Genomic DNA, 16,659 nt, shown 5'->3' with positions numbered 1-16,659 from the left:
AACTTGAAACCTGAAACAATAGGACCTAGTTTTTAACTCTAGACCAATATTGTGTTCTTCCAAATAATGAAAATCCAATAAAACCACGTACTTTCAGTTTATCTTTTGATTCTAATGTCATTAAACATTTATACATTTTTCCGTTTTTAGGGTCTAATATTTTTCCATTAGTATATTCATCCCCATCTTTTTTTAATCCTTTTATAATGACCAACCCAAGAATTGGTTTATTTTTATCCTCTCCGGCACAATCTTGACATACGTTATTCTTATGAGCCACATCTAAAATCTCAATTACTTTCCCGTAGATTTTTCCCGATTTCTCATAAATTTCTACAATTGATTTTGCTTTACCGGTTTCGTCGTCAATAGTTTTCCATTTTCCAACAACGGTTTGATTTTGACTATAAAAAATAGTTGTAAAAAATAATGCTGCAATAATTAAAATGTTGTTTTTCATAATTTTGTTTTTTTTTAGCCCTGATAGCAGTGAAAATCCTTTTCCTTTTTTTAAAGGAAAAGATTGTAACGAATAGCAGGAATTAGCTCCTTAAATTTAACCTTCTTTTTTAATTTTTAATTTATTTACTGTAGCGTTTAATTCAAATCCCAGAAGTAATATCATACAGTTGATCCAAATGTAAAACATTAGAATTAATAATGTACCAATCGACCCATATAATTCATTATATTTTGAGAATCGTATCACCCAAATCCCAAAACCGTAGGAATCCAAAAGAATCAAGATAGTTGTGAATACTGAACCTATCGAGATAAATGCCCTGTTTTTATCATGTGTTGTGCCAAACTTAAAAAGTATGGAGGTGGTCGCTAATATCATCAGAATTACGAATGCATATCTCCCCAAAACAATCAGTTGATTGACATCGCTAAAAACTGTTTTTTGAATAAATACCTCGAAAACTACTATCGTTGAAATAGTTACGATTAAAAGCAATGACAACAATAACGACATGCCTAATGCGACTATGTATTGATGAATAAATCCCCTTTTGATGAGTACGTGGCGGGAGGATTCAAAACCTCCAAGAATTCCATTCAATCCATTTGCCATAAGGAAAATAGACAGAATAAATCCTGATGAAAGCAATCCGGAATGACTGTTATGGAGAATATCATTAATGATTTTATAAATGGCATCATACGTATTAGGTGGGACTCCTTGTCTTACAAATTGAAGAAAATCACTTTGAAAACCTTCAATAGGAATGTATGGAATAAGATTTAGTATAAATAGTGCAAAAGGAAATAATGCCATAAAAAAACTAAAGGCAATAGCGCTTGCATGATAAGTCAAAGCGCTTTCCAGAATTCCCAATCCGTACAATTCTAATAAGTCATATAAAGACATTCCTTGTAGCCAAGACAGCTTTATCCGTTTCAGTACATGAACTAAATTCCTGATTACCGGAACTTTTTCGAGTTTTATTTCTATTTCTTCGGACATAATTTAAATCGCTTTTAGACTTAAGTCCATATTGTAAACGGAATGCGTCAAAGCACCTGATGAAATATAATTAACACCACATTCCGCATAATGACGAATCGTTTTTTCATTGATATTCCCTGAGGATTCCGTTAAGCATTTGGTGCCAATTAAGGCTACTGCCTTTTTTGTATCTTCATAATTGAAATTGTCTATCAGGATTCTAAAAATACCTTCGCTTTTCAGGATTTCTTTTATTTCGTCTAGGTTTCTGGCTTCGACAATTATTTTTAAATCCAAATTATTTTCTTTGAGATAGGCTTTAGTTTTGGCTATGGCCAAAGTAATTCCACCCGCAAAATCGTTGTGATTGTCCTTGAGCATTACCATATCATACAAAGCAAAACGGTGGTTTTCGCCTCCGCCAATTTTCACTGCCCATTTTTCACATGCACGGAATCCCGGAGTTGTTTTGCGTGTATCGAGAATTTTAGTATGGGTTCCTTCCAATAACTGAACGTATTCTTTGGTTTTGGTTGCAATGGCTGACATTCTTTGCATCGAATTCAAAACTACTCTTTCGGCTTTTAAAATGGATTGTGAACTTCCCGAAACATGCAAAATAATATCACCTTTTTTAACTGGCGTTCCATCTTTTATAAAAATTTCGATTTCCAAATTTGGATCGACGTACGCAAAAACCATTTTGGCGAAAGCCACACCGGCAATAATACCATCTTCTTTTACAAGCAACTTTGCTTTTCCGCTTGCAGTTGCAGGAATACAGGCCAAAGAACTGTAATCTCCCGGACCAACATCTTCGCGAATGGCGTTTTTTATTATTAATTGTAACTCGTTTTCGAACTGTGCTTCGCTAATCATTTTATAGGAAATTTAATAGTATGCTAAAGTAGAATATATTTTGTGGATTTGAAAATTTGTAGGTGGGGTTCTTTTGAAAAAAAAAGAAGCACTGATTCTACTCTTCATAAATAACTACATTAGTAAATTTTGAAACAGTTTGCAAAAAAGAATTCCCATAGTTTCCTTTACTAAATGATTTTGCGAATAAGATTGATGCCCCAAAATCAATTGCAATAGTTAGGTGTTTACTATTTAAAGTCTTATATTTGAGTGTAGTAATTTAAATCCTTTATTATGAAAAATTTTATCAATCTACTTTTTGCATTAACTATACTAACGACTTCTTGCAAAAATGAAGCAGAACAACAAAACGACACAACTACCACAAATGTAGTTCCTTTTACTGAAGTTGGAAGACAAATGAAGAATCAATCTCAGACTAGCAACCAGCAACAACCCGCCACTATTGATCCAGTAACGACAAATACTGTTGCTCCATCAACTATCAGTACTGTTGCGAAAGGAATGAATCCGGCACACGGACAACCTGGACACCGCTGCGACATTGCAGTTGGAGCGCCATTGAACGCTCCAGCGGTTACAAAGCCGAATCAAAACGCTCCAGCGCCTGCCACAACCATAACTACTGCAGCTACTCCAGCTGAAGCAACTCCTACACCAGAGGGAATGAATCCACCACACGGTCAAACCAACCATAGATGCGATATTGCTGTCGGCGCACCATTGCCGAAATAGAAATTTTAAATTTATTTTTGAAAAAAACGCTAATGAATCCGTTATTGATTTTTGAATTTAGTTCCAAAAGTGATCTAAGTCACTGGAAAGTTGTCAATGATGCTGTGATGGGAGGAAAATCACAAAGTAAATTATATCTGAATGCCGAAGGAAATGGCGTATTTGAAGGTGAGGTGTCATTAGAAAATAATGGTGGGTTTTGTGCTGTTAAATTTGCTTTTGCTGCAATTGCTTTAGAACAAAGTAAGCACATTTCTATCCGTCTTAAAGGAGACGGTAAAGAATACCAATTTAGAGTCAAGACCCATCGAGATGATTCCCATTCGTATGTCTATCACTTTAAAACTTCAGGAGACTGGCAAACCATTGACATTCCTATTATGTCGTTATATCCTGCTTTTAGAGGTCGTAAATTAGAAATTCCGAATTATGATGGTTCAAATTTAGAAGAAATTGCATTTTTGATTGGGAATAAAAAACGCGAAACTTTTGAACTGATTATAGAAACCATTGAAGTAAAATAATTCCTGTTTTTTATCCATTTTAGTGTTACGAAAACTTCATTACTTAACAAATAAATCGACCAGAATTCAACTGAAAATTGAAAATATTTTTTAAACTTGAATAAGTCCAGTGCCATTCCGTTTAAAGCCAATCGCGTTAAACTTCTGAAATTTTCTATCTTTACGTTTTTGAAACACTAGAAAATGAACATCAAACTGGTTGCCATTGGTAAAACCGATAACAAAGCTTTACAAACATTAATCGACGATTATACCAAACGTTTGTCTTTTTATATCAAGTTTGATCTGGATATTATTCCTGATATAAAAAACGTAAAAAACTTATCTGAAAGTCAGCAGAAAGAGAAGGAAGGCGAATTAATTTTATCAAAAATCACTCCTACAGACCAACTTATTTTGTTGGACGAAAACGGTAAAAACTATTCCAGCGTCGGCTTTTCTGAAGAATTGCAAAAGAAAATGAACTCAGGCGTTAAAACTTTGGTTTTTGTAATTGGTGGTCCTTACGGATTCTCGGAAACATTATATGCCAAAGCAAACGGCAAAATTTCTCTATCACTTATGACCTTTTCACACCAAATGGTGCGTTTGTTTTTTATTGAACAATTGTATCGTGGATTTACAATTTTGAGGAATGAACCGTATCATCATCAATAGATTTTAGAAATACTTTGTCTTCAATATAACTTCCCTATCTCAAATCTTTTTCAAAAAAAGATAATTTATTCCTTTTGCAAGAGTTGGTGCTTTGCAGCAGGCAAAATTTAAAATATTGCCTTCCTTAAAAATATCAAACCTTGTTTTAAAAAAAGTATTGAAAAATAAGTTGCCTTTTAAAAGAAAATTCCTAAATTTACAAGGATAGTAAATTTTTAAGACTATGTATTACAAATAGTTAAAAAAAAATTATGAACAATGCTCTTTCATTTTTTTAATCTTTATTTTTATATCCTATGAAAAATTTAATTAGATTATTCGCACTTTCATTTTTTGTATTGGTTATCACTTCTTGTAGTGACAACAATTCAAACTCAGGTCCAAGCATAACTACTTTTACTGCTACATTAAATGGCGCAAACGAGGTTCCTGCAAACAATTCAACTGCAAGTGGAACAGCCACGCTTTCTTTTAATAATACGACAAAGATATTTACAATTACAGTTACTCATACTCTTGCAGCGGCAGCAGCTGGGCATATACACATGGGAGCGGCTGGAACTAACGGTTCAGTAGTATTTCCTTTTACTAGTTTAACCTCACCTATCAACTACACAAGTATCGCCTTAACTACAGCACAGGAAGCAGATCTTAAGGCAGACATGTATTATGTTAATATACATAGTTCTACATTTAGCGGTGGAGAAATACGAGGTCAACTGCTTAAGGGCGCTACAACAGGTGGAAGTACTGGCGGAGGCTACTAAGAATAATTTATTATCTTTAATCGTATAAAAAAGTCTTACTCTCTTTATAAAAGGAAGTAAGATTTTTTTTTTGTAAATATTCCTTTTTCTAAACAAGAATCTTCTAGTTAGTAGAAAAATTCTTTATTTTCATCAAATCGGATTCCTTTCTTGGTATGTACCAAATTTCTAATAAAAATTTTATTCTGAAGATAAGATCCGTAGCTGTCGTTCTTATCAAAACACAAAATAATTTTTACATCATTCTCAACAAACATATTGTTCAAATAATTTTGTAATTCTTTTTTAAGCACCAAAACATCATTCACTTTGATTTTGTCTTTATAAAAGTAAACAGTAGGATTCCCTGAAAAAGGTTTTTCCAATTTGTAAAACACTTTTGTAAATAGGATAAAAGCTAAGTTTTTGCCAATGGTGTCCGCATAGGAATAATAATTTTCGGCCTTTTCATTTTTGTGTGCTTTTTCAGCGCGTTTTTTTTCCTGTAATTTCATCACTTCCGGAATCACTAATCGCAATGGCAAACGTTTGTCGATATTAAAAATCCAATTGGTAGAAATAATTTCATTTTTACGGTTTACTTCGGCCAAAGTATCTTTTTCTTTTGTTCTAAAAAAAATATAGATTGGCGAATGATCTTCGACATTTTTGACAATAGTTGTATTCGATTTCGGCAATAGAATATCTTCTTTGTTTCCGCAAGAAACAACTATAAAAAGAACAATCAGGCTAAAGTATTTCATATTTATGAATTGATTTTATTATATAAAGTTACACACTGAATTGCTTCTTTTACATCGTGAACACGAAGAATTTTTGCACCCTTTGTTAATGCTATGGTATTTAATATTGTGGTTCCGTTTAAGGCTTCTTCAATACTAGTATTTAATGTTTTATAAATCATTGATTTTCTTGAAATTCCAACCAGAAGCGGCAACTCAAGCATATTAAACAATTCTATTTTTTCAAAAACTTCGTAATTTTGATCCATCGTTTTGGCAAAGCCAAAACCGGGATCGATTATTAAATCATTGATTCCAAAACTTCTGGCTTTTGCAATTCGTTCCGAAAAATAAAGCAACATTTCTTCTACAATATCATCATAATCCGTTAAGGCTTGCATGGTTTGCGGTGTTCCTCTCATGTGCATCATAATGTAAGGAACATTATATTTACCAATTACCGCCAACATTTTATCATCTAAATGTCCTGCCGAAATATCATTGATGATGCCCGCGCCACTTTCGATACTGGCTTTGGCCACTTCGCTTCTAAAAGTATCTATCGAAAGAATCGTTTCAGGAAAATGTTTTAGAATCAAATCAATCGAAGGAATTAATCTTGAAATCTCCTCTTCTTCTGATACAAACTCTGCATTAGGTTTACTGGAATAGGCACCAATATCAATGAAGCTAGCACCTTCGGTTATCATTATTTCGACTTGAGAAAGTATTTCGTTTTCATTTTTATATTTTCCACCATCAAAAAAAGAGTTGGGTGTAACGTTCAAAATTCCCATTACTTTGGGAGTTGATAAGTCAATGAGTTGTGCTTTGCAATTAATAGTCATTATTTTTTTAAGTTTTCAGTTTTCAGTCGCAGTCTCGAGTTTCAAAAACTTCTGTATTCAACCCCGACGCTTCGGAACATTAATTAACATTCGATATTCTCTCCTAGTATTCAGTTTAAAAACTTCTGCAATCAAAAATCGTTAATCTACATTCTTCAATCAAAATTTATCCTTATTTTTGAGGAAATTTTAGACAAATATACACCAATAATGAAGAATACGTCAAAGGAATATGATTCTGTGATTGCGATCTGTCGCACATTATTTATCAACAAAATGAAAGATTATGGATGTGCATGGCGTATTTTGAGATTGCCTTCATTGACGGATCAAATTTACATAAAAGCACAGAGAATCAGAAGCTTACAAGAAAATGAAGTTCGTAAAATTGATGAAGATGAAGCAGGAGAATTCATCGGCATTATCAATTATTCGATAATGGCTCTAATTCAATTAGAATTAGGTGTTGTGGATCAACCTGATTTAGATGTTGCGAAAGCAACCGAATTGTACGATGCAAAAATAAAACTAACCAAAGATTTAATGCTGGATAAAAATCATGATTATGGGGAAGCTTGGCGCGAAATGCGTGTCAGTTCACTTACTGATCTTATTTTGCAAAAACTACTTCGTGTTAAACAAATTGAAGATAATAAGGGAAAAACATTAGTTTCCGAAGGAATTGACGCTAATTATCAAGATATGATAAATTATGCCGTTTTTGCTTTAATTTTAATGGGTTTTGGTAATCAAAAATAAAAATATGAAAAATATAATTACTCAATTTTCAAGAATTTTCGTTGGAATCTTATTCATTATTTCGGGATTAATAAAATTAAATGATCCGCTTGGGTTCTCTTATAAACTGGCAGAATATTTTAGTGAACCTGTTTTCAATATGTCTTTTTTGGAGCCGTTCGCATTGGCCCTAGCCTTATTTTTAGTGACCGTTGAAGTGGTTTTGGGTGTTATGTTGCTCATTGGTTACAAATCTAAATTCACGATTTGGAGTTTGTTATTACTGATTGTATTTTTCACATTCTTAACTTTTTATTCGGCTTATTTTGATGTCGTAAAAGATTGTGGTTGTTTTGGTGATGCCTTACATCTTACCCCATGGCAATCCTTCACTAAAGATGTGGTTTTGTTGTTTTTCATCCTTATCTTGTTTTATAACAAAAAATTAGTCAAACCTTTATTTGGAAATACCACGCAAAACATCCTAGCGTTTGCAAGCATTGCTGCCTGTGCCTTTATGGGGTATTGGGTTTTAAACCATTTGCCATTTATTGATTTTCGACCTTTTAAAGTTGGAAACAATATCCAAAAAGGAATGAGAATTCCGGATGGTGCGCCAAAAAGTGTAGTAGAAATGGTTTTTATCTATAAAGTAAACGGCGTTGACAAGGAATTTACAGAGAAGGATTTAATGAATATTCCGGCTGGAGCGACTTTTGTAGATAGAAAAGACAAGGTAATTACAGAAGGTTACGTTCCTCCAATTCATGATTTTGCTATGGCAAAAGACGGTTCTGATTATAAAGATGAATTTTTACAAGAACCAAAAGTGGTCATGATCGTCGCCTATGATTTAATTCATGCGGACAAAGCGGGTTTATTGAAACTAGAAAAGCTGAATTTAGATGCTAAAGCAAAAGGGTATAAAGTAATTGGTATGACGGCTTCAACTCCAGAAGATATTGCTAAAACAAACAAACAATTCGGATATACTTTTGATTTTTATTTTTGTGATGCTATCCCTTTGAAAACAATTGAAAGAGCTAATCCAAGCATTGTGATTTTGAATCACGGAACGATTTTGCAAAAAGTACATTATAACGATATTCAAGACTTGAAATTGTAAAATTATTTCAGTTTAAAGTTTAAAGCTCCCATCTCTTTAAACCTTAAACTTTTTTTTATTGCCTCCAAAAATAAAATTAAAGTAATTATCCGCTACAGCTTATTGCTTCAGTGGGGAACAATAGTAAACAACTGTAAAATAAAGATTATCAGTTTTTTTATTAACTATAACGATATTATTTTGTGGGTTTTGAGATTCTGCTTTCAAAATTCGATATTCTATATATCTCATTCCATTTCTTTTTCTAACTTTACTAAAATTATAAACAAATGAAAAAAATATTCGCTTTATTAATTGTTATCGCAACATTTTCATGTACCAACGCGCAACAAAAGACAAAATTCTCAAAAAAGGCATTATCAGAAACATTATTATCTCCTGATGGAAGTCAAGTTGCTTTTAAGAATATCATAAAAAAATATAAAGGAAAAACGCTTGTAATAGAAGTTTGGGCTTCCTGGTGCGGTGATTGTGTAAAAGCAATGCCTAAAATTAAAGAATTACAAGCAAATAATCCTAACGTTGCTTATGTTTTCATTTCTATGGACAAAGCAGCTGACAAATGGAAAATGGGTGTTGAAAAACACGAATTAAAAGGAGATCACTTCATGGCAAATGATCAAATGAAAGGAGTATTTGGAAAAGCTATAGATTTAGATTGGATTCCAAGATATATTATTTTAGACAAAACAGGAAAAATTGTTTTATATCGTGCCATAGAAACTGATTTTGACAAAATAAATGAAACGTTAAAAAAATTGAAATAAGAAAGTCAATATCGGTGGTTAAGTAAAAAATAAATGCCATTTTTACTGTTAAAAAAACTAAAAACTAAATATAATAAGTACTAAGATGAGAAAGAAGATTGTAGCAGGAAACTGGAAAATGCATAAAAATGCAGAGCAAACTGAAGATCTATTGAATGAGCTAATCGCTAAAATACCAACTGAAACTACAGCACAAGTAATAGTTGCTCCTACTTTTGTTAATTTGGCTTCTGCTGTTGATCATTTGGAATTCACAAACATTGATGTGGCTGCCCAAAATATGCATCAAGCGGAAAGTGGCGCTTTTACCGGTGAAATTTCTGCTGATATGTTGCAAAGTGTAGGTGTAAATATCGTAATTCTTGGGCATTCAGAACGAAGAGCTATTTTTAATGAAACAGATGCATTAATTGCCAGTAAAGTAAATTCAGCTTTGGAACATGACATGACCATTATCTTTTGTTTTGGCGAAGAATTAAAAGACCGTCAATCTAAGAATCATTTTAATATTGTTGAAAATCAATTAAAAGATGGTTTATTTAGTATTGAAGCATCAGATTGGGGAAATATAGTTTTGGCGTATGAACCAGTATGGGCTATAGGAACAGGAGAAACTGCTTCTCCAGAACAAGCGCAAGAAATGCATGAATTCATTAGAGAAACAGTTCGTAAAGCTTTTGGAAGTGATATTGCTGAAGATGTATCAATTCTATATGGTGGAAGCGTTAAACCTGAAAATGCGAAAGAAATTTTCTCGAAACCAGATGTAGACGGAGGTCTTATAGGTGGAGCCGCACTAAAAGCTGATGATTTCATAGCTATTGTAAATGCTATTTAAAAAAATTAAATAAAGTTTAAAGAGAGGTTTGAAATTATTCGAACCTCTTTTTTTTTGGTTTTCATTATCCAATAGAAATAGATAATACTACCTTTGCAAAAAAATAAACATGTCAAACATATATATAGGTTATCATTTTACCATCGAACCAAAAGAACTAGGTTCGGAAATATTAATTGCCGAATTAGGCGAAAAAGCATTTGAAAGTTTTGCAGAAACGGAAACTGGTATTTCTGCTTTTGTGCAAAAAGATTTATGGGATGAAACTATTCTAGATAATATTTACATTTTGCAATCTGAGGAATTTAAAATTGACTATACTTTTGAGGAAATCGAACAAGTGAATTGGAATGAGGAATGGGAAAAGAATTTTGAACCTATAGATGTAGAAGGAAATTGCCATGTTCGTGCCCCTTTTCATCCAAAAACTGATGCCGAATTTGATATTGTAATCGAACCGAAGATGAGTTTTGGAACTGGTCATCATGAGACTACACACATGATGATTCAGCATTTATTAGAAATAGATGTTACAGGAATGAAAACGTTGGATATTGGTTGCGGAACAGCAATTTTAGCTATTCTTGCCGAAATGAAGGGAGCACAACCAATTGACGCCATTGACATCGATAATTGGTGTTATTTGAATTCTATAGAAAATGCGGAACGCAATAATTGTAAACACATTACAGTTTATGAAGGAGATGCATCTTTATTAAAAGACAAAAAATACGATTTAATTATAGCGAATATTAACAGAAATATTCTGTTGAACGACATGCAAAGTTACTTTGATTGTTTGAATCCAAAAGGAACTCTTTTATTAAGCGGTTTTTATGAAGAAGACATCCCGTTTATAGACTCTTCTTGTACGGAAAAAGGTCTACATTATGTTAAAAAGTTCCAAAAAAATAATTGGGTTTCTTTAAAATACGTAATTTAGTACTGAATATCAGATAGATGGAAATTAGTAGAAAAAATCATTGGGAAACTGTTTATGAAACTAAACAGCCCAATGAAGTAAGTTGGACACAAGAAAAACCTCATACTTCTCTTGATTTTATTCGAGAAACCAATTTGGGTAAATCGGCAAAAATTATAGATATTGGAGGTGGCGACAGTAAACTAGTTGATTTTCTATTAGAACAAGGTTACGAAAATTTAACTGTTTTAGACATATCGGCTAGTGCGTTAGAACGAGCTAAAATTCGTTTGGGAGATAAAGCTGACAGGGTTACATGGATCGTTTCAGATATCACTGAATTTGAACCTGACACCAATTATGATATTTGGCATGACCGGGCTACCTTTCATTTCTTGATTACAGAGGATCAGATAAATCAATATGTTAAAATAGCTCAAAAATGGATTAGCGGATATTTAATTATTGGCACATTTTCTGAAGAAGGTCCTAGCAAATGTAGCGGACTTGAGATAAAACAGTACACCGAAACAAGTTTAGAAAATCAATTTCAGAAAGAATTTGAAAAATTAAAATGCATTAACGAAGATCACAAAACGCCTTTTGAAACTATACAAAATTTTATATTTTGTATTTTTAGGAGAAGATAAATCAAACTGTATTTTTATTTAAACCCCAATTACATAAAAATGAGTACCAAAGAAAAAGTAAGAGAAAAAGTCAGCAAGAAAGAAGTTACATCAATAAATAACGAAATTGTAGTTTATAATGATGATGTAAATACTTTTGATCACGTAATAGATACTCTTATACGTGTTTGCCAACACACGGCCGAACAAGCAGAACAATGTTCTTTAATCGTGCATTATAATGGAAAATGTACGGTAAAAACGGGTCCTTATGACAAACTAAAACCGCAATGCAGTCAATTACTCGAAGCAGGATTGAGTGCAGAAATTGTATAACCAAAACTAAAACAATTAGCCTTTTGCAAAATTATTCACTATAATTTAAAAAACATATAGTTTTATTATATATTTGAAAAAATATTAGACTTATATGGTAGAATACGGTAAAATTTTAGTGTTTGTGATGCCCATTTTTTTAATATTAATTATATTAGAAAAACTTTATGGACATTATAAAGGAGAAAACACGGCTCCTAATATGGATTCTATTTCGAGCGTAAGTTCAGGAATGGTCAATTCTGTGAAGGATGTTTTGGGGCTTAGTATTACCCTAATATCCTATGATTGGATTGCTTCAAAAATTGCCATTTTCCATTTGGAGGCTACCATCATGGCTTATATAATTGGTTTTATAGCTATCGATTTTTATGGGTATTGGAGTCATCGCTTGTCACATCAAATTAATTTTTTATGGAACAAACATGCTATACATCACAGCAGTGAAGAGTTTAACTTAGCGTGTGCTTTGCGTCAGCCAGTATCGAGTTTTGTTAATTTATTTACCTTTTTATTGATTCCTGCAGCGTTGCTGGGCGTTCCGTCTAAAGTCATTGCAATTACGCTTCCTGTACATCTATTTCTTCAATTTTGGTATCATACGAAACACATAAAAAAAATCGGTTTTCTTGAAAACATACTCGTTTCACCATCTCATCACAGGGTGCATCATGCTATCAACCCAGAATATATGGATAAAAATCATTCTCAAATATTTATTATTTGGGACAAGTTGTTCGGAACTTTTCAGGAAGAGTTAGAAACGGTTCCTCCTGTTTTTGGAATCACGAGACCTGCAAAAACCTGGAATCCCATTCGAATAAACTTTCAACATTTATGGTTAATGATTACCGATGCTTGGCGTGCTGAAAATTGGAAAGACAAATTTACCATTTGGTTTAAACCAACCGGTTGGCGTCCAGAAAATTTTGAAGAAAAATACCCAGTACACAAAATCACGAACGTATATGATTTTGAAAAATACAGCACAAATCACTCTAAAAAACTAATGATTTGGTCAATGTTTCAAGCCATAATTACTTTATTATTTATTACTTATCTCTATAATTCTATTGCCATAATTGGTTTACCAAATGTATTTGTATATGGAGCCTTCATCTTTGTCACTGTTTACAGTTATACGGAATTGATGGATACTCGAAAGATTTCAATATTTTGGGAAAGCATCCGATTTATTTTTGGAATCTCCATTATCACTTATTTTGGTGACTGGTTTTCAATGAATCAGCTTTTCCCGTACGCAAATTATATTATTATTGGATATCTCACGTTATCCTTAATAGCCACGCTCTACTTTGTAAGTGTAAATTTCGAAAAAGAAAAAGTAGTTTTATCATAATCCTAAAAATAATTCATGAGAAGTACGTTATCATTCAAAGCCTATATAGGAATTAGTTTCGTTTATCTTTTATTAATTATTTTAGAAAGAGAGGACATTTCTTGGTTCTTAAAACCTTTTTTGATTCCTTTTCTTTTTTTAGCCGTTTACACTTGTGGAGATTTTCCATCAAAAAAATTCCTATTAATAGCCTTGACTTTTTCTTGGATTGGTGATGTAGTTTTAATGTTTGCGGACAAAGGAGAGCTATACTTTATAGTTGGATTGGCTTCCTTTTTAATCTCCCATATTGCTTACATCATTTTGTTCAGCAAACAATTAAGAATAAATTCAACAAGAAACAAAGCTGTTTTTTGGGTGGGCATTACAGTTATAATAGTCTATTTAATGGCTATGTTATCCGTTTTATTACCAAGTTTGGGTGATCTAAAAATTCCTGTCTTTGTCTATGCTATAGTGCTGTCAACTATGCTTTTATTTGCATTTAAAGGCTATTTGAAATGGAGCAAACCTGCTGGAATGTATATTTTACTAGGTGCAGTTATTTTTGTAAGTTCTGATAGTATCATGGCTTTTGATAAGTTTTATGAACCCCTTAAATTTAGTTCTTTCCTGATTATGTCCACGTATATAGCGGCACAGTATTTAATCGTTGTTGGTATTTTAAAATTAAACAAAAAAAAATAGCATCTTCTTTTTTTAGAAAATGCTATTTTAAATGTCAATTCAGAATGATTAATGAGGCAATTTATCTTTCATTACTCCATAAATAAAAGTACCCAACAAAGCGCCAAAAAGCACTAATAGAACACTCCAGAAACCAGCGCCAAGCAGGATGAAGATAGGTCCTGGACAAGAACCTACAAGCGCCCATCCTAGTCCAAAAAATATTCCTCCTATCCAATAACGGAAAGAGCCTTTTTCTTTATCAAGAATTTCTATTGGTTGTCCTTTTATGTCTTTAATATTGTTTCTTTTTATAATTTGAATGCCAATCACACCCGTTGCAATTGCTACAGAAATAATTCCGTACATGTGAAACGATTGAAATTGAAACATCTCATAAATGCGATACCAAGAAACTGCTTCTGATTTTGTAAGTACAATTCCGAAAACAAAACCAACAAGTAAATATTTTAATATGTTCATATGCTAAAAAATTAATTGTAATAAAAAATGTGCCATGATTAAACCTCCAATAAAAAATCCGATAACAGCTTTCAAAGAAGGAAGCTGCAAATTACTCAAGCCTGATATGGCATGACCTGAAGTACAACCGCCGGCATAACGAGTTCCAAATCCGATTAGAATTCCTCCAATTAATAGGATAAGAATACTTTTTGGAGATTGCCAAATTTGTGTTCCAAATAGTGCTTCCGGCATAAGTTTTCCATTTGGTGCGTCAATTCCTAATTGTGCTAACTGAGCGATAGTTTTTGGGTTTATGTCGACATTCGAGGGATCACTCATAAAATGTACAGCTACAAAACCACCCAACATGGCCCCTACCACAACCAGTAAATTCCATCGTTGTGATTTCCAATCGAAATTAAAGAAAGAGACATATTTCCCTACTCCTGCTATAGAGCATAACGAACGCAAATTAGATGACATCCCAAAAACTTTCCCGAAATAGATAAGAGAAAGCATAATCATTCCTATCAAAAACCCTGAAACATACCAAGGCCAAGTTTGAAAAATAATATTCATATAGATTCTTTTTTTGCAAATATATGAAGCATTTCACTAAATCTATGTGAGAAATGTTACATTAGAAATAAAAGAAGGATTCAAATTCAAAATACTAATTGATTCTTGTAATAATCATTTAAAGTTCTTTTTATATTTGTATGATAATTACCAAATAAATTTCACCTATAAAGATTAATTAAAAAACATGAAAAAAACTGCACTTTATATCGCAATACTGATTGTTACCGCTTCTTGCATGAGTACAAAATCTACGTTGAAAAACATTGATGACAACGCTCCTGCTCTTATGTTATCCAAAGACAATACATTTGTAATCACAGAATTCAGCAAAGACAAAAAATACGGCTACGATCAAGATTATCCCATCAATATTTTTTATAGAAATACCAAGGAAGACTCCATTAATCAACAACGATTTTTGAATGCTTTAGCAGGACCAAAAGGCGAAAAAATCACGTATACAAAATTAGAAAGCTGTTGTCCTTTCCCCTCGAAAAGAACTGAATTAGGTGCTGGATTTCTAGACGTTTATGAACTAAAATGGGATGGACAAAAAAAACCTGTAAAACTCTATTTGAATATTTACGAAAAAGGAATTTTAATGGTTCCTGTAGGTCTTAGTTTAAAGAAAAATTAAAATATAGACGACTGCCCTAGCCCTTATAGAAGTGAAAAATCCTTTTCCTTTTTTATTTAAAAAGGAAAAGATTGAAACGGATAGAAGGAATCAGCTCCTAATACTTGATAATATTAATCTAAATTAATTTGTAAATCGCAAATCCTAACTACCTTTGCACTTTCAAAAATAACTACTATGAACATACAACATATTCCACAAATCAAACATACTGAAAGTGGTAACTTTTTTTTACTGGCTGGACCTTGCGCTATTGAAGGTGAAGAAATGGCAATGCGTATCGCTGAAAAATTAATTGGTATCACTGACAAACTGCAAATTCCTTTCGTTTTTAAAGGTTCATTCAAGAAAGCTAATCGTTCTAGAATTGACAGTTTTTCTGGAATTGGAGACGAAAAAGCATTGAAAATACTGAGAAAAGTATCAGAATCTTTTAGTGTTCCAACCGTAACAGATATTCATACCAATGAAGATGCAGAAATGGCTGCGCAATATGTTGATATTCTTCAAATCCCTGCTTTTCTTGTTCGCCAAACTGATTTAGTTGTGGCAGCTGCCAATACTGGAAAAGTGGTAAACTTGAAAAAAGGGCAATTCATGAGTCCTGAAAGCATGAAACATGCCGTGCAAAAAGTTTTGGATTGTAACAATCAAAACGTAATGGTTACAGATCGTGGAACTATGTTTGGTTACCAAGATATGATTGTTGACTTTAGAGGAATTCCTACAATGCAACAATATGCTACTACGGTTCTTGATGTAACACATTCGTTACAACAACCCAACCAAACGGCTGGAGTAACAGGCGGAAGACCTGATATGATTGAAACAATTGCCAAAGCCGGAATTGCTGTAGGCGTGGATGGGATTTTTATAGAGACACATTTTGATCCCGCTAATGCAAAAAGTGACGGGGCAAATATGCTGCATTTAGACTATTTTGAAGGATTAATGACCAAGTTAGTTGCAATCAGAAAAACCGTAAATCAATTTTAAATTAAATAAAAA

Annotated in this window: 22 protein-coding genes; 15 read left to right on the top strand and 7 right to left on the bottom strand. The window is 32.7% G+C overall.

The features are described 5' to 3' along the window. Window positions 1-25: 25 nt before the first annotated feature. From H4V97_RS00925 to nadC, 3 genes are all read right to left on the bottom strand, one after another. Window positions 26-460 carry a DUF2147 domain-containing protein gene (locus H4V97_RS00925; protein WP_196849623.1) on the bottom strand — a complete coding sequence of 145 codons (435 nt, stop codon included), beginning with the start codon at window positions 458-460 and terminating at the stop codon, window positions 26-28. Between the two features lie 96 nt (window positions 461-556). Next, entirely contained in the window at window positions 557-1,468 is a 912-nt protein-coding gene (locus tag H4V97_RS00920; RefSeq protein ID WP_196849624.1) for a YihY/virulence factor BrkB family protein, read from the bottom strand. 3 nt (window positions 1,469-1,471) lie between these two features. Further along, window positions 1,472-2,329 (bottom strand): carboxylating nicotinate-nucleotide diphosphorylase, encoded by an 858-nt coding sequence (gene nadC, locus H4V97_RS00915; protein ID WP_196849625.1) that lies wholly within the window; start codon window positions 2,327-2,329, stop codon window positions 1,472-1,474. Between the two features lie 276 nt (window positions 2,330-2,605). Between nadC and H4V97_RS00910 the strand changes: the two genes are divergently transcribed. The 4 genes from H4V97_RS00910 to H4V97_RS00895 all read left to right on the top strand — a co-directional run bounded on the left by H4V97_RS00910 (window position 2,606) and on the right by H4V97_RS00895 (window position 5,015). Then, entirely contained in the window at window positions 2,606-3,067 is a 462-nt protein-coding gene (locus H4V97_RS00910; protein WP_196849626.1) for a hypothetical protein, read from the top strand. A gap of 17 nt (window positions 3,068-3,084) precedes the next feature. Next, window positions 3,085-3,591, top strand: coding sequence for a CIA30 family protein (locus H4V97_RS00905; RefSeq protein WP_231385415.1), 507 nt, complete (start codon window positions 3,085-3,087; stop codon window positions 3,589-3,591). A 183-nt stretch (window positions 3,592-3,774) separates the two neighbouring features. Then, window positions 3,775-4,248, top strand: coding sequence for a 23S rRNA (pseudouridine(1915)-N(3))-methyltransferase RlmH (gene rlmH, locus H4V97_RS00900; RefSeq protein WP_196849627.1), 474 nt, complete (start codon window positions 3,775-3,777; stop codon window positions 4,246-4,248). 296 nt (window positions 4,249-4,544) lie between these two features. Then, window positions 4,545-5,015 (top strand): CHRD domain-containing protein, encoded by a 471-nt coding sequence (locus H4V97_RS00895; protein WP_196849628.1) that lies wholly within the window; start codon window positions 4,545-4,547, stop codon window positions 5,013-5,015. A gap of 107 nt (window positions 5,016-5,122) precedes the next feature. Here the strand turns inward: H4V97_RS00895 and H4V97_RS00890 are convergent, their stop codons facing one another. Together H4V97_RS00890 and folP are read right to left on the bottom strand one after the other, a co-directional pair. Then, window positions 5,123-5,758, bottom strand: a complete 636-nt coding sequence (locus H4V97_RS00890) for a hypothetical protein (RefSeq protein ID WP_196849629.1) — start codon at window positions 5,756-5,758, stop codon at window positions 5,123-5,125. 2 nt (window positions 5,759-5,760) lie between these two features. Continuing rightward, entirely contained in the window at window positions 5,761-6,585 is an 825-nt protein-coding gene (gene folP / locus H4V97_RS00885; protein ID WP_209548686.1) for a dihydropteroate synthase, read from the bottom strand. A gap of 210 nt (window positions 6,586-6,795) precedes the next feature. On the opposite strand from folP, the gene H4V97_RS00880 reads away from it, so the two are divergent. The 9 genes from H4V97_RS00880 to H4V97_RS00840 all read left to right on the top strand — a co-directional run bounded on the left by H4V97_RS00880 (window position 6,796) and on the right by H4V97_RS00840 (window position 13,988). Continuing rightward, window positions 6,796-7,344 (top strand): DUF1599 domain-containing protein, encoded by a 549-nt coding sequence (locus H4V97_RS00880; protein ID WP_209548685.1) that lies wholly within the window; start codon window positions 6,796-6,798, stop codon window positions 7,342-7,344. 4 nt (window positions 7,345-7,348) lie between these two features. Next, complete coding sequence (locus H4V97_RS00875) at window positions 7,349-8,449, top strand: BT_3928 family protein (RefSeq protein ID WP_209548684.1); 1,101 nt, start codon at window positions 7,349-7,351, stop codon at window positions 8,447-8,449. A gap of 269 nt (window positions 8,450-8,718) precedes the next feature. Beyond that, window positions 8,719-9,216: a TlpA family protein disulfide reductase gene (locus H4V97_RS00870; protein ID WP_196849633.1), complete on the top strand. Its 498-nt coding sequence runs from the start codon at window positions 8,719-8,721 to the stop codon at window positions 9,214-9,216. Window positions 9,217-9,301: 85 nt separating this feature from the next. Next, entirely contained in the window at window positions 9,302-10,054 is a 753-nt protein-coding gene (gene tpiA, locus H4V97_RS00865) for a triose-phosphate isomerase (RefSeq protein ID WP_209548683.1), read from the top strand. Between the two features lie 109 nt (window positions 10,055-10,163). Next, window positions 10,164-10,997, top strand: a complete 834-nt coding sequence (prmA, locus tag H4V97_RS00860; protein ID WP_209548682.1) for a 50S ribosomal protein L11 methyltransferase — start codon at window positions 10,164-10,166, stop codon at window positions 10,995-10,997. A gap of 17 nt (window positions 10,998-11,014) precedes the next feature. After that, entirely contained in the window at window positions 11,015-11,626 is a 612-nt protein-coding gene (locus H4V97_RS00855) for a class I SAM-dependent methyltransferase (protein ID WP_209548681.1), read from the top strand. Window positions 11,627-11,665: 39 nt separating this feature from the next. Beyond that, window positions 11,666-11,941, top strand: coding sequence for an ATP-dependent Clp protease adaptor ClpS (locus H4V97_RS00850; RefSeq protein ID WP_196849637.1), 276 nt, complete (start codon window positions 11,666-11,668; stop codon window positions 11,939-11,941). Between the two features lie 94 nt (window positions 11,942-12,035). After that, the gene (locus H4V97_RS00845; RefSeq protein ID WP_209548680.1) at window positions 12,036-13,301 is read left to right on the top strand and encodes a sterol desaturase family protein; all 1,266 of its coding nucleotides are present in this window, start codon (window positions 12,036-12,038) and stop codon (window positions 13,299-13,301) included. A 15-nt stretch (window positions 13,302-13,316) separates the two neighbouring features. Further along, on the top strand, window positions 13,317-13,988 hold the full coding sequence (locus H4V97_RS00840; protein ID WP_209548679.1) for a lysoplasmalogenase: 672 nt from the start codon (window positions 13,317-13,319) through the stop codon (window positions 13,986-13,988). Between the two features lie 48 nt (window positions 13,989-14,036). Here H4V97_RS00840 and H4V97_RS00835 read toward each other — a convergent pair whose 3' ends face one another. Together H4V97_RS00835 and H4V97_RS00830 are read right to left on the bottom strand one after the other, a co-directional pair. Further along, on the bottom strand, window positions 14,037-14,450 hold the full coding sequence (locus tag H4V97_RS00835; protein ID WP_209548678.1) for a DUF6691 family protein: 414 nt from the start codon (window positions 14,448-14,450) through the stop codon (window positions 14,037-14,039). Between the two features lie 3 nt (window positions 14,451-14,453). Continuing rightward, window positions 14,454-15,011, bottom strand: coding sequence for a YeeE/YedE family protein (locus tag H4V97_RS00830; RefSeq protein WP_209548677.1), 558 nt, complete (start codon window positions 15,009-15,011; stop codon window positions 14,454-14,456). Window positions 15,012-15,198: 187 nt separating this feature from the next. Between H4V97_RS00830 and H4V97_RS00825 the strand changes: the two genes are divergently transcribed. Both H4V97_RS00825 and kdsA read left to right on the top strand, forming a co-directional pair. Beyond that, window positions 15,199-15,651 (top strand): 2-dehydro-3-deoxyphosphooctonate aldolase, encoded by a 453-nt coding sequence (locus H4V97_RS00825; protein ID WP_209548676.1) that lies wholly within the window; start codon window positions 15,199-15,201, stop codon window positions 15,649-15,651. Window positions 15,652-15,828: 177 nt separating this feature from the next. Continuing rightward, on the top strand, window positions 15,829-16,647 hold the full coding sequence (kdsA, locus tag H4V97_RS00820; protein WP_209548675.1) for a 3-deoxy-8-phosphooctulonate synthase: 819 nt from the start codon (window positions 15,829-15,831) through the stop codon (window positions 16,645-16,647). Window positions 16,648-16,659: the final 12 nt, after the last annotated feature.

Source organism: Flavobacterium sp. CG_23.5, assembly GCF_017875765.1.
Lineage (GTDB): Bacteria > Bacteroidota > Bacteroidia > Flavobacteriales > Flavobacteriaceae > Flavobacterium.
Note: the sequence above shows the minus strand (reverse complement) of the source record. Positions and strands in the feature narration are given on the sequence as shown.